General features: G+C 66.7%; 15 protein-coding genes. 9 read left to right on the top strand and 6 right to left on the bottom strand.

Annotation, left to right across the window (positions count from 1 at the left end):
• Nucleotides 1-16: 16 nt before the first annotated feature.
• Entirely contained in the window at nt 17-361 is a 345-nt protein-coding gene (gene lsr2, locus BTO20_RS04135; protein ID WP_029369358.1) for a histone-like nucleoid-structuring protein Lsr2, read from the top strand.
• A 253-nt stretch (nt 362-614) separates the two neighbouring features.
• Nucleotides 615-3,143: an ATP-dependent protease ATP-binding subunit ClpC gene (gene clpC1, locus BTO20_RS04140; RefSeq protein ID WP_087073630.1), complete on the top strand. Its 2,529-nt coding sequence runs from the start codon at nt 615-617 to the stop codon at nt 3,141-3,143.
• A gap of 77 nt (nt 3,144-3,220) precedes the next feature.
• Here clpC1 and BTO20_RS04145 read toward each other — a convergent pair whose 3' ends face one another.
• Complete coding sequence (locus BTO20_RS04145; RefSeq protein WP_157680131.1) at nt 3,221-4,183, bottom strand: alpha/beta hydrolase; 963 nt, start codon at nt 4,181-4,183, stop codon at nt 3,221-3,223.
• A gap of 135 nt (nt 4,184-4,318) precedes the next feature.
• Here BTO20_RS04145 and BTO20_RS04150 point away from each other — a divergent pair, with 135 nt between their 5' ends.
• From BTO20_RS04150 to BTO20_RS04165, 4 genes are all read left to right on the top strand, one after another.
• Nucleotides 4,319-4,684 carry a YbjQ family protein gene (locus BTO20_RS04150; protein ID WP_083165839.1) on the top strand — a complete coding sequence of 122 codons (366 nt, stop codon included), beginning with the start codon at nt 4,319-4,321 and terminating at the stop codon, nt 4,682-4,684.
• Between the two features lie 151 nt (nt 4,685-4,835).
• The gene (locus BTO20_RS04155) at nt 4,836-5,051 is read left to right on the top strand and encodes a CbtB domain-containing protein (RefSeq protein WP_087073634.1); all 216 of its coding nucleotides are present in this window, start codon (nt 4,836-4,838) and stop codon (nt 5,049-5,051) included.
• Between the two features lie 22 nt (nt 5,052-5,073).
• Nucleotides 5,074-5,844 carry a CbtA family protein gene (locus BTO20_RS04160; protein ID WP_087073635.1) on the top strand — a complete coding sequence of 257 codons (771 nt, stop codon included), beginning with the start codon at nt 5,074-5,076 and terminating at the stop codon, nt 5,842-5,844.
• Nucleotides 5,841-6,389 (top strand): histidine phosphatase family protein, encoded by a 549-nt coding sequence (locus BTO20_RS04165; RefSeq protein WP_087073638.1) that lies wholly within the window; start codon nt 5,841-5,843, stop codon nt 6,387-6,389. The genes BTO20_RS04160 and BTO20_RS04165 overlap by 4 nt, the downstream gene beginning before the upstream one ends.
• Before the next feature lies 1 nt (nt 6,390).
• On the opposite strand, the gene BTO20_RS04170 is transcribed toward BTO20_RS04165, so the two are convergent.
• Together BTO20_RS04170 and mhuD are read right to left on the bottom strand one after the other, a co-directional pair.
• The gene (locus tag BTO20_RS04170) at nt 6,391-7,755 is read right to left on the bottom strand and encodes a serine hydrolase (protein ID WP_408632154.1); all 1,365 of its coding nucleotides are present in this window, start codon (nt 7,753-7,755) and stop codon (nt 6,391-6,393) included.
• Nucleotides 7,730-8,047 carry a mycobilin-forming heme oxygenase MhuD gene (mhuD, locus tag BTO20_RS04175; protein ID WP_087073641.1) on the bottom strand — a complete coding sequence of 106 codons (318 nt, stop codon included), beginning with the start codon at nt 8,045-8,047 and terminating at the stop codon, nt 7,730-7,732. The genes BTO20_RS04170 and mhuD overlap by 26 nt, the downstream gene beginning before the upstream one ends.
• A 39-nt stretch (nt 8,048-8,086) precedes the next feature.
• Here mhuD and BTO20_RS04180 point away from each other — a divergent pair, with 39 nt between their 5' ends.
• Complete coding sequence (locus tag BTO20_RS04180) at nt 8,087-8,848, top strand: alpha/beta fold hydrolase (protein WP_087073643.1); 762 nt, start codon at nt 8,087-8,089, stop codon at nt 8,846-8,848.
• Here BTO20_RS04180 and BTO20_RS04185 read toward each other — a convergent pair.
• On the bottom strand, nt 8,831-9,079 hold the full coding sequence (locus BTO20_RS04185; protein ID WP_029369368.1) for a hypothetical protein: 249 nt from the start codon (nt 9,077-9,079) through the stop codon (nt 8,831-8,833). The two genes, BTO20_RS04180 and BTO20_RS04185, sit on opposite strands and share 18 nt — an antisense overlap.
• A gap of 72 nt (nt 9,080-9,151) precedes the next feature.
• Between BTO20_RS04185 and BTO20_RS04190 the strand changes: the two genes are divergently transcribed.
• Nucleotides 9,152-10,144, top strand: a complete 993-nt coding sequence (locus BTO20_RS04190) for a GlxA family transcriptional regulator (protein WP_087073646.1) — start codon at nt 9,152-9,154, stop codon at nt 10,142-10,144.
• On the opposite strand, the gene BTO20_RS04195 is transcribed toward BTO20_RS04190, so the two are convergent.
• Nucleotides 10,141-10,434 carry a hypothetical protein gene (locus tag BTO20_RS04195; RefSeq protein WP_087073648.1) on the bottom strand — a complete coding sequence of 98 codons (294 nt, stop codon included), beginning with the start codon at nt 10,432-10,434 and terminating at the stop codon, nt 10,141-10,143. The two genes, BTO20_RS04190 and BTO20_RS04195, sit on opposite strands and share 4 nt — an antisense overlap.
• Before the next feature lie 61 nt (nt 10,435-10,495).
• A complete protein-coding gene (locus BTO20_RS04200) occupies nt 10,496-11,371 on the bottom strand; it encodes an HhH-GPD family protein (RefSeq protein ID WP_087081581.1) in 876 nt (291 codons plus the stop codon).
• A gap of 37 nt (nt 11,372-11,408) precedes the next feature.
• On the opposite strand from BTO20_RS04200, the gene BTO20_RS04205 reads away from it, so the two are divergent.
• Nucleotides 11,409-12,029, top strand: a complete 621-nt coding sequence (locus BTO20_RS04205; RefSeq protein WP_087073650.1) for a carbonic anhydrase — start codon at nt 11,409-11,411, stop codon at nt 12,027-12,029.
• The last annotated feature ends 43 nt before the right edge of the window (nt 12,030-12,072 follow it).

Below are 12,072 nucleotides of genomic sequence, written 5' to 3' on the forward strand. Positions count from 1 at the left end.
GTTCGGTGCGGGGCTAATGGCAAAGAAAGTGACCGTCACGTTGGTTGACGATTTCGATGGTGCAGCCACCGCCGACGAGACGGTCGAATTCGGTCTCGACGGCGTCACCTATGAGATCGATCTTTCGTCCAAGAATGCGACCAAGCTTCGTAACGATCTCAAACAATGGGTCGAGGCCGGACGTCGTGTCGGTGGCCGCAGGCGCGGGCGCGCCGCGAGCCCGGCGGGCCGGGGCCGCGGGGCCATCGACCGCGAACAGAGCGCGGCCATCCGGGAATGGGCCCGCCGCAACGGGCACAATGTGTCGACCAGGGGCCGGATTCCCGCCGACGTGATCGACGCATTCCACGCGGCAACGTAAAAGAGAATTGCCAGTACACGGATCGGCGGTCACCGCCGGTCCGTGTTTTCGCTAGCGGCGAACCTTTCGGTGCCCATTTGCGGAAACGTTTCGCGCACCAGCGGCGTTGATCGTCTGCAGCATCGGGTACACGGGGTAAACGCGCAACCAAGCTCCGCACCCGAAGCTGCCGCCCACTAGAGTGGACGGTATGTACTACGTGCGGAGTGCTGCGCGTCAGTACCGCTATGCGACGGAGAGCAGGTAACCACCGATGTTTGAGAGATTCACCGACCGTGCCCGCAGGGTCGTCGTCCTGGCGCAAGAAGAAGCCCGGATGCTCAACCACAACTACATCGGCACCGAGCACATCCTCTTGGGCCTCATTCACGAAGGCGAAGGCGTCGCCGCCAAGTCGCTGGAATCGCTGGGTATCTCGCTGGAAGGCGTTCGCAGCCAGGTCGAGGAGATCATCGGCCAGGGTCAGCAGGCGCCGTCCGGCCACATCCCGTTCACCCCACGCGCCAAGAAGGTGCTGGAGCTGAGCCTGCGCGAGGCGCTGCAGCTCGGCCACAACTACATCGGCACCGAGCACATCCTGCTCGGCCTGATTCGCGAGGGTGAGGGCGTCGCGGCCCAGGTGCTGGTGAAGCTCGGTGCGGAACTGACCCGGGTGCGCCAGCAGGTCATCCAGCTGCTGAGCGGCTACCAGGGCAAGGAGGCCGCCGAGGCAGGTACCGGTGGTCGGGGAGGCGAGTCGGGCAATCCCTCGACGTCGCTGGTGCTCGACCAGTTCGGCCGCAACCTGACCGCCGCCGCCATGGAAGGCAAGCTCGACCCGGTCATCGGCCGCGAGAAGGAAATCGAGCGGGTCATGCAGGTGCTGAGCCGCCGCACCAAGAACAACCCGGTGCTGATCGGCGAGCCCGGCGTCGGCAAGACCGCTGTCGTCGAGGGCCTGGCCCAGGCCATCGTGCACGGCGAGGTCCCCGAGACGCTCAAGGACAAGCAGCTCTACACCCTCGACCTGGGTTCGCTGGTCGCGGGCAGCCGCTACCGCGGTGACTTCGAGGAACGCCTCAAGAAGGTGCTCAAGGAGATCAACACCCGCGGCGACATCATCCTGTTCATCGACGAGCTGCACACGCTGGTCGGTGCGGGTGCTGCCGAGGGCGCCATCGACGCCGCTTCGATCCTGAAGCCGAAGCTGGCCCGTGGCGAACTGCAGACCATCGGCGCGACCACCCTCGACGAGTACCGCAAGTACATCGAGAAGGACGCCGCGCTGGAGCGCCGTTTCCAGCCCGTGCAGGTCGGTGAGCCGACGGTCGAGCACACCATCGAGATCCTCAAGGGTCTGCGCGACCGTTACGAGGCGCACCACCGCGTCTCCATCACCGACAGTGCCATGGTGGCTGCCGCCACGCTGGCCGACCGGTACATCAACGACCGGTTCCTGCCGGACAAGGCCATCGACCTGATCGACGAGGCAGGCGCCCGGATGCGCATCCGCCGGATGACCGCTCCGCCAGACCTGCGCGAGTTCGACGAGAAGATCGCCGATGCGCGCCGGGAGAAGGAATCGGCGATCGACGCGCAGGACTTCGAGAAGGCCGCGCGGCTGCGCGATTCCGAGAAGCAGCTGGTGGCCCAGCGTGCCGAGCGGGAAAAGCAGTGGCGCTCGGGTGATCTCGACGTCGTCGCAGAGGTCGACGACGAGCAGATCGCCGAGGTGCTGGGCAACTGGACCGGTATCCCCGTGTTCAAGCTGACCGAGGAGGAGACCACTCGGCTGCTGCGCATGGAGGACGAGCTGCACAAGCGGATCATCGGCCAGGAGGACGCCGTCAAGGCCGTCTCCAAGGCCATCCGCCGCACCCGTGCCGGCCTGAAGGACCCCAAGCGTCCGTCCGGCTCGTTCATCTTCGCCGGCCCGTCCGGTGTCGGTAAGACCGAGCTGTCCAAGGCGCTGGCCAACTTCCTGTTCGGCGAGGACGATGCGCTCATCCAGATCGACATGGGCGAGTTCCACGACCGCTTCACCGCGTCGCGGCTGTTCGGTGCCCCTCCGGGATACGTCGGCTACGAAGAGGGCGGCCAGCTCACCGAGAAGGTGCGCCGCAAGCCGTTCAGCGTCGTGCTGTTCGACGAGATCGAGAAGGCCCACCAGGAGATCTACAACAGCCTGTTGCAGGTCCTTGAGGACGGCCGCCTCACCGACGGTCAGGGTCGCACGGTCGACTTCAAGAACACCGTGCTGATCTTCACGTCGAACCTCGGCACGTCGGACATCAGCAAGGCGGTCGGCCTTGGCTTCACGCAGGGCGGCGGTGAGAACAACTACGAGCGGATGAAGCAGAAGGTCAACGACGAGCTCAAGAAGCACTTCCGGCCTGAGTTCCTCAACCGTATCGACGACATCATCGTGTTCCACCAGCTGACGCAGGACGAGATCATCAAGATGGTCGACCTGATGATCGGCCGGGTCGGCAACCAGCTCAAGACCAAGGACATGGCCATGGAGCTGACGCCGAAGGCCAAGGCTCTGCTGGCCAAGCGCGGCTTCGATCCGGTGCTGGGTGCGCGGCCACTGCGCCGCACCATCCAGCGCGAGATCGAGGACCAGCTGTCGGAGAAGATCCTGTTCGACGAGGTCGGTCCGGGGCAGCTCGTGACGGTCGACGTCGAGGGCTGGGACGGCGAAGGTGCCGGCGAGGACGCGAAGTTCACCTTCGTGGGCAAGCCGAAGAGCGCCAGCCAGGACGGTCCCGACCTGGCCAAGGCCGCAGCTTCCGCTGAATAGTCGCCTCCGGCGACGAAGCTGAATAAGCGCCAAACAAAAATGCCCCCACCATCCGGTGGGGGCATTTTTGTTGCGGGCTAGCTGCCCAGCGCCGGTCCGATGGTGGTGTTCCAGGACTCCTGCATCTCCGACTCGAAAAGGCCCCACGTGTGCGAGCCCTCCGGGCGGGCGACGTAGTGCACCGGAACTCCGGCTGCCGCTGCGGCGTCGGCGAACGCCCTGGTGCTGTCGGAGACGATGCGCTCGATCAGCCCGCCGGTGATGTTGGGTCCGAAGCCTTCGGGGAGCCGGTCGACGGCGCCTTCGCCTCCGCTGGTCGAGGCGGCCGCGTAGACGGCGGTGCCCTTCAGCTTCCCGACGTTCTTGGTGGGATCGTGCGCGACCCACAGCGGACCGCCGGCCGGGCCCCACATGTTGTCCGCGCTGAGCCCGCCACCCATCAAGGTCAGCGAGACCTGCTGGGCGTTGTCGGAGGGGTTGAGCAGGCCGCTGTAGGAGCCGACGGCCCGGAACAGCCCGGGGGCCTGCACGGCGTAGTCGACGGCGGTGCCGCCGGTGCTCGACAGTCCGCCGACCGCGTTGCGCCCGTTCGTGTTGTACTGCGCGTTGATCACCGGCGGCAGTTCACGGGTCATGTAGGTCTGGTACTGCTTGCTGCCGTCGTTGACCCAGTCGGTCCACCAGCTGAACTGCCCACCGAGCGGGGACACGACATTGACGTTCTTGTTGGCGAAGAAGCCCTGGATGTCGGTCATTCCGAACCAACTCTTGGCGCCGGGTGCGAAGTTGCCGCCCGGGTCGAGGTTGTCGCCACCGTCGATACCGGGCAGGAGGTAGAACGTCGGCGCACCCGAGCGCGGGGCTTTGAACACGTCGTTGACGATCACCTGGTTCATGGCGGGCGAGTACACCGAGACCTTGTCCCAGCGATCGTTGACGTGCTCGATGCCGGTGATGTGCGCGCCGCCTTGCGGCGGGTCGGCTGCTGCCGTCGGCATCGACAGGAACGGCATCACTACAGTCAGGGCTGCTGCAAACACGCGAACACGGCGAAAGAGTTGATTCACGGCGTGATTATGTGGTCCAGGTATGTCACAGGCAGTGCATAGCAACGGGATTCACTGCTCGGTATTTGCGTTGTCACGCATCCACACCCACGAGGGAAGGGCTCTACCATGCTGATCGTCACCACCAACGACATTCCGGGCTGGGAAATTCAGCGGGTTTGCGGCGAGGTCTTCGGGCTGACAGTGCGGTCCCGAAACGCCTTCTCGCAGATGGGCGCCGGGTTCAAGAGCATGTTCGGCGGCGAGCTGCAGGGCATGACCAAGAACCTTGCCGAAAGCCGCAACGAGGCGATGGGCCGGCTGATGAACGAGGCCCGCGCCCGGGGCGGCAATGCGATCGTCGCGATGCGCTTCGACACCACCGAGATCGGCGATACCTGGACCGAGATCTGCGCCTACGGCACCGCCGTGCAGGCCGTGCCTGTCACCGACGCCGCCAAGTACACCGCACAGCAACTCGGGTACGGCGGCTGACACGGGAGATTCACAGGTTTACGATGCACCTGTAATCGACGGACGAAGGAATCTGGTGAGAATCCAGAACGGTCGCGCCACTGTACACAGTCAGACCCTGAGCCCGTCACAGCTGCCACTGGGACGCGAACTCCCAGAAAGGACCCCCCGGATGACTTCTCCCGAGGCACGTAAGAGCTACGCGCCCACGCTCGATCTCTCGGCAACCAAAGCTGTGCTGTGGCTCAGCCTCACGGCGTTCCTGGCGCTCGTCGTGCTCTACTTCGTCGGCGTCGACCAGGGGGCCACCTCGGTGTTCGGCGACAACATGTACATCCACGAGTTCGTCCACGACGCCCGGCACCTGCTCGGCTTCCCCTGCCACTGATTCTCCGGCGGCACAAGCGAACATGGAAAAACACATCATCGGGCGCGGCGTTCTCGCCGGCGCCCTTGCCGGGGTGCTCGCCTTCGTCTGGGCCAAGGTATTCCTTGAGCCGATCATCGGCCGGGCCATCGATTTCGAGGAACGCCAGTCGGCCGCACATGAGGCGATGGAAGCCGCGTCCGGCCACGGCCACAGCCATGGTGAGGGCGTCGAACTGTTTACCCGAGGCGTGCAGTCGAACATCGGCTTGGGGTTCGGGGTGCTGGCCTTCGCGGTCGCCATGGGCGCGCTGTTCGCTGTGGTGTTCTGCGTGGCCTACAACCGCGTCAACGGCCTGTCTGTGCGTGCGTTGTCGGCGTTGATCGCAGGCGCGATGCTGATCGCACTGTGGGTGGTACCTGCGCTGAAGTACCCGCCCAACCCTCCGGCGACCAGCTTGGAGGAGACCATCACCCAGCGCGGGCTGCTCTACCTGCTGATGGTCGGGTTGTCGGCGCTGCTGATGGTCGCGGCGGTCTATCTCGGTAGTCAGTTGGCGCCCAAGCTCGGTGCCTGGAACGCGGCGCTGGCCGCCGCCGCGGCCTACATCGTCGCGGTCGGCGTGGTGATGCTGGTGTTGCCGGCCATCCACGAGACGCCGTCCGGTTTCCCGCCCGAAGACGTCTACGAGTTCCGGCTGTATTCGCTGGGCACACAGGTGGTCATCTGGGCGACGATCGGGTTGGTGTTCGGCGTGCTCGCCACCCGGCTCGTCGAGGGTAGGCGCGTGCAGCAGGACCGTCTGATCGCGTGAGTGAAGTCGTCCGGCTGTCGCTGGTGTCGCATGCCATGACCGACGCCGTGGCAGCCGGACGTTTCCCCATCGACGAACCACTCAATTCCCTGGGCCACCGTCAGGTCGATGCGTCGATCGAGCTCGGCCCGGTGGACCAGGCCTACTGCGGCCCGGAGAAGAGGTCGCGCCAGACCGCGGAGTTGCTCGGCCTGCGCGCCGAGGTCGAGCCGCTGCTGGCCGATCTGGATTGCGGTCTCTGGCGAGGTGACGTGCTCTCCGGGGTGCGCCCCGCCGAACTGGCCATCTGGCTCACCGATCCGGGCAAGGCGCCGCACGGCGGGGAAACCGTCGTGGAGTTGATCGCACGGGTACGGCGGTGGATGGATACCGTGACCGCCAAGCGCGGCAGGCTCGTGGCCGTCACGCACCCGGCGGTGGTCCGCGCCGCCGTCCTCATCGCGTTGGATGCCCCGCCGAAATCGTTCTGGCGCATCGACATTGCACCGGTGAGCCGCACGGTGCTGCACTTCCGCGGCCATGCCTGGACGCTGCGCAGCAACTGAGTCAACCGATGGGCGCCATCGCGAAGGCCCGCTTGGCGATGGACCACAACCAGCCCGCGGCCGTGGGGCTGCGGAACTGCTGCCAGTTCAACTGGAAGCTCACCACCCAGGGTTGCCCGGTGTGGTCCACGGCGTACCAGCTGTAGGTCAGGTCTCCGGGCAGGTTGCCGCCCTTGGCGCCGACGTAGGTCCACTTCGCCGGGTCGAGGTCGATGCCGGGCAGCGCGGACAGGATCTGCTTGACGGGGGCCGCCTCGCCGACGGCCGAGGCCTGCAGCGCGGCGTGCACCCGGCAGATGTCCTCGGCACTGGCGAACCATTCCAGGCCGTCGTTGGACGCCGGCGTGTGGGTGCGCATCGGATCCGGTTCGTAGGGGCGGGAATTGGTCTGCTGCAGCAACTGGACGCGGTCCTTGGGAGAGGCCTGCTTCCACTGCTCGCGCAGGTTCGGCTCGCCCCAGCCGACCGAGAACACCTCGTGCATGGTCGGGAACGGCGTCATGCTGGCCGGGTCGTGGTGGCCGCCGGTGACCAGGGCGCGTTCCACCGCGCCGGTGCCCACGCGCCCGATCAAGAGGTCAGTGGCCATGTTGTCGCTCGCCGAGATCATCTGCTGGGCGGCGGTGCGCACGGTGATCTGGGCGCCCGGCGGCATCTTGTCCAGCCCCGCCGAACCGAGTTTCTTGCCCTCTTTTGTGATGGTCAGCAGATCGTCCCAGTGCACCGTTCCGGCCTTGATCGCATCTGAGACGGCAAGCAGCACATAGAGTTTGAAGATCGAGGCCAGTGGCAACGACAGGTCGGTGTTGGTCCCGGCGACTTTCACGCACTTGCCGTCGGTCACCTTGGCGACCTGGTAGGAGTACCGCGCGCCCGACTTGGTCAGCTCGGTGTCGATGTCCGACCAGGAGTTGATCACCGGTGGGACGAGGTTGACGTCGAACCGATCGACCAGCCCGGCGTCGTTGGTGCGCAGCTCGATATCCTGCGCGACGTTGTAGGACGTCAACACGTGCAGCGTGGCCTGGCCCGCGCCGATGTCCACCGAGGACACCCGGAACGGGCGGTCCCACCAGATCCGGTCCATCTTGGTGCCGACGTCGTCGACCTTCTCGGGGCTGGCGAGCGTGCGCACTCCGACCGGGCCGATGGGCCAGTCGGAGTTCAGCATGTCCATGGTCTGCTTGGCCCGCAGACCAGGTGGGGTGTTGGTGTCGATGTGGGCGCCGTAGGAGAGCTCGGCCGCCGGTGCGGCACCCTGTGAACAACCGGAAGCCAGGGCAGCGGCGAGCGCGACGACAGCCGTCAGGCAGGTCGTCCGCCGTGCCACCCCGCTCCGGCTATGCCTGAGCGCCGGGCCCCGCAACGTCCAACACAACCTCGAACTCCAGCAGCGACGCCCCGGTTGCCACGGGGTTCTTGTGTTCACCCTTGTGGGCCTCGACGGCCGGGCCCTGTGCCCACGCCTGGAACGCCTCTTCGGTTTCCCACTGCGTCACGACGAAGTAGCGGTTCTCGCCCTTGACCGGACGCAGCAGCTGGAACCCCAGGAATCCCGGCTGGTTGTCTACGGCGTGTGCACGGTGCGCGAACCGCTTCTCCAGTTCCGGGCCTGCGTTGGGCGGGACCTCGATGGCGTTGATTTTCACGACGGGCATGGGAATCAGGCTACCGCGACCGCGCGGCAAGATAACGGCATGGTCACAGAACTCCTCGCCCACCATGGTGGTCGCGGTGCACCGATCGTGCTGGTGCACGGACTGATGGGCCGCGGCAGCACGTGGACCCGGCAAGTTCCGTGGCTTACCGCCTTGGGCGCGGTGTACACCTACGACGCGCCATGGCACCGCGGCCGCGATGTGCCCGACCCGTTCCCGATCAGCACCGAGCGCTTCGTCGCCGATCTTGCCGACGCGGTCGCGGAACTGGGTGAGCCCGCGCGCCTGATCGGTCATTCGATGGGCGGGCTGCATTCGTGGTGCCTGGCCGCGGCCAGACCGGAGTTGGTGACGGCGGTTGTGGTCGAGGACATGGCACCGGATTTTCTCGGGCGCACCACCGGGCCGTGGGAGCCGTGGGTGCATGCATTGCCGGTCGAATACGGTTCGGCGCAGGAGGTCTACCAGGAGTTCGGCCCGGTGGCCGGTCGCTACTTCCTGGAGGCGTTCGACCGCACCGCCACCGGTTGGCGTCTGCACGGCCGGCCGCAGTGGTGGCTCGACATCGCCGCCGAGTGGGGGACGAGGGACTACTGGCAGCAGTGGCGCGCGGTGCGGGTGCCTGCCCTGCTGCTTGAGGCGGGGACTTCGGTGGCCCCTCCCGGACAGATGCGGACGATGGCCGAGATCGGTTACCGGACAACGTATCTGCATGTTCCTGAGGCGGGGCACCTGATTCATGACGAGCAGCCGCAGGTCTACCGCGACGCCGTGGAGAAGTTCCTAGCGTCGCTCGCCTAGGGCGCCTGCGGTCGGCCAGGCCGGGTTCTGCTCGAAGCGGGTGCGCACCGCATCGAGATCGTGCTCGGCCCGATTCGCGTCGTAGTCCGCCAGCCAACCCGCGAGCGGCGCATAGGTGCGGAACTGGTCGAGGTGGATGCGCAGGATGCCGCTGCGGTGCGCTGCCCAGCTCAGGGCGGCAGCGACCAGGAACGGCGAGGCCATGATCAGGAGGGCGAGTGCATAGGTCATGGCAGTAATTCTTGTTAGGTCAATATCCGGCCAACAAGTGGCAGCACTGACACCTTTCGGTAAGATACTGCCATGATCAGAAGCGTCTCCGCGCTGGTGCTCGACGGCCTCGCGGTTTTCGAGTTCGGGGTGATCTGTGAGGTTTTCGGGATCGACCGCTCGGCCGACGGGGTACCCAACTTCGACTTCAAGGTGTGCGGCCCCGAGCCCGGTAAGCCGGTGCGGACCTCGATCGGCGCCACGCTCACACCCGACCACGGCCTCGATGCCCTGATCGGTGCCGACCTGGTGGCGATCCCGGCGATCGCAGGCACCGATTACCTGCCAGAAGCGCTGGCCGCGGTGCGCACCGCCGCCGATGCCGGATCGATCATCCTGACCGTGTGCTCCGGAGCCTTCCTGGCCGGCGCGGCCGGATTGCTCGACGGACGGCCGTGCACCACGCACTGGATGCACGCCGACGAGCTGGCCCGGATGTATCCGACCGCACGCGTCGACCGCAATGTGCTGTTCGTGGACGACGGCAACCTGATCACCAGCGCCGGCACGGCCGCGGGTATCGACGCCTGCCTGCACCTCGTGCGGCGGGAACTCGGCAGCGAGGTGACCAACAAGATCGCCCGCCGCATGGTGGTCCCGCCGCAGCGCGACGGCGGCCAGCGCCAGTTCATCGACCAGCCGATCCCGGTGCGATGTTCGGATGGCTTTGCCCCACATCTGGATTGGATCATCGGCAACCTGGACAAGCCGCACACCGTCGGCACCCTGGCCAAGCGGGCGGCGATGTCGACGCGGACCTTCGCGCGACGCTTCGTCGAGGAGACCGGCACCACGCCGATGCAGTGGATCACCGATCAGCGGGTGCTGTACGCGCGCCGCTTGCTCGAGGAGACCGACCTCGACATCGACTGGATCGCAGGGCAGGCCGGGTTCGGCACCGCGACGTTGCTACGGCACCACTTCCGCCGCGTCATCGGGGTGACGCCGTCGGACTACCGTCGCAGATTTGCTTGCGGCACAGGGGAATCCGTTTGCGACGACGGCGAAGCCGTCGCCTCGGCCTAGCCGTCGGGCTGGCACGACACATTGACGTAGACGGTGGTGTGCTGCGACGGGTCGATGCGGTGTCCGGTGTCGTTGATGTTGGAGTCGGCCAGGCCGTGCACTCCCGTCACCTTGCACAGCGAAAGGCTGGTCTTGGCATTGGAATTCACCTGGACGTGATAGCCCCGGCTTTCCAACTCGCGCACGGTGTCCTCGGCCGATCCGGTGCCGCTGGGCGCGGCCGCCGCCGGGGCCGCCAGTCCCAACGCGAGAAACGTTGTCGTACAGAGCAGTAGCGTCAGTTTCGGCATGTCTCCGTTGTATGTGCCGAAGCGGCGTCATGGGGACCCCCGACGGGTATTCAGGCCATCCTCATGTATTTTCGCCCTCGCCGGCCAACGCGAAGCGGCCGTCGGGTGTCTGTTCCACCAGGCCGTCGACCAGCAGCGAGTCCAGGGCTCGGTCACGCTGGGCGGTGTCGGTGAGCCAGGCCACGTCGAGCTGTGCCCTGGTGACGGGAAAACTGTTGGTGCGTAAGACATCCAATAGCCTGCCGCGGGCCTGGCGGTCAGTTCCCGCGTACCGCTGCACCTTGCGGGCCGGTCCCGTGGGCGCCGGGTAACCCGCCGTGCGCCACAGGCACGAACTCAGCGGGCAGATCCCGCACCGCGGGGTCCGCGAGGTGCACACCGTCGCGCCGAGTTCCATCAGCGCGGCCGAGAACACCGGTGCCGCATCGGAGTCGGGGAGCAGCGCGGACACGTCGTCCAGGTCGCGCACGCTCGCCGGAGAATCGGCCCGGCCGTGCACCGCGCGCGCCACCACCCGGCGCACGTTGGTGTCCACCACAGGCACCCTGGCCGCATACGCGAAACACGCGACCGCCCGCGCGGTGTAGGCCCCGACACCCGGCAGCGTCAGCAGTGTCTCGACGTCGGCGGGCACCACATCACCGTGCTCGGCGGCGATCGTGACGGCGCACTCGTGCAGGCGCTTGGCCCGGCGCGGGTATCCGAGCTTGCCCCACGCCCGCAGCACCTCGCCGACACCGGCCGCCGCAGTCGCCGACGGCGTGGGCCACCGCGCGATCCAGTCCAGCCAGATCGGCTCGACCCGGGCCACCGGCGTCTGTTGCAGCATGAACTCACTGACCAGGATCTGCCAGGCCGTGACGCCGGGCCTGCGCCACGGCAGGTCGCGCTGGAATTCCCGGTACCACCCGGTCAGCTCGTCGGAATCGATGCTCATCAGGGCATCAGGCGTCCAGAGCGATAGGCTGACCGCCATGCCCAATTCGAACCCGGTGTCGGCGTGGAAGGCACTCAAGGACGGTAACGCGCGCTTCGTCGCGGGCGAGCCGCAGCATCCGAGCCAGGACATCGCTCGGCGCGCCAGACTGACACACGGTCAGAAGCCCACCGCGGTGGTGTTCGGGTGTGGCGACAGCCGTGTCGCCGCCGAGTTGCTGTTCGACCAGGGTCTGGGCGATATGTTCGTCGTGCGCACGGCGGGCCACGTGATCGACAACGCGGTGCTCGGCTCCATCGAATACGCCGTCTCGATCCTGGGCGTGCCGCTGATCGTGGTGCTGGGGCACGACAGCTGCGGTGCGGTCCAGGCCGCCATCAACGCGCTTGATGACGGACAGGTGCCCGGCGGGTACGTGCGCGACATCGTCGAGCGGGTGACGCCGTCGATCCTGATGGGTCGCCACGCTGGGCTCGAGCGGGTCGACGAGTTCGAGGCCCATCACGTCAAGGAAACCGTCAACCAGCTGCAGATGCGCTCAGCGGCCATCGCCCAGGGCATCGCGGCGGGCACCCAGGCCATCGTCGGCGCGACCTACCACCTGTCCGACGGCCGGGTCGAGTTGCGCCATCACGTGGGCGACATCGGTCACGCCTGACGACAAGCCCGTCGGCGACACGCCGGGCCGCCTCGGGCAACTG

This window comes from Mycobacterium dioxanotrophicus (genome assembly GCF_002157835.1).
GTDB classification, from domain to species: Bacteria; Actinomycetota; Actinomycetes; order Mycobacteriales; family Mycobacteriaceae; genus Mycobacterium; species Mycobacterium dioxanotrophicus.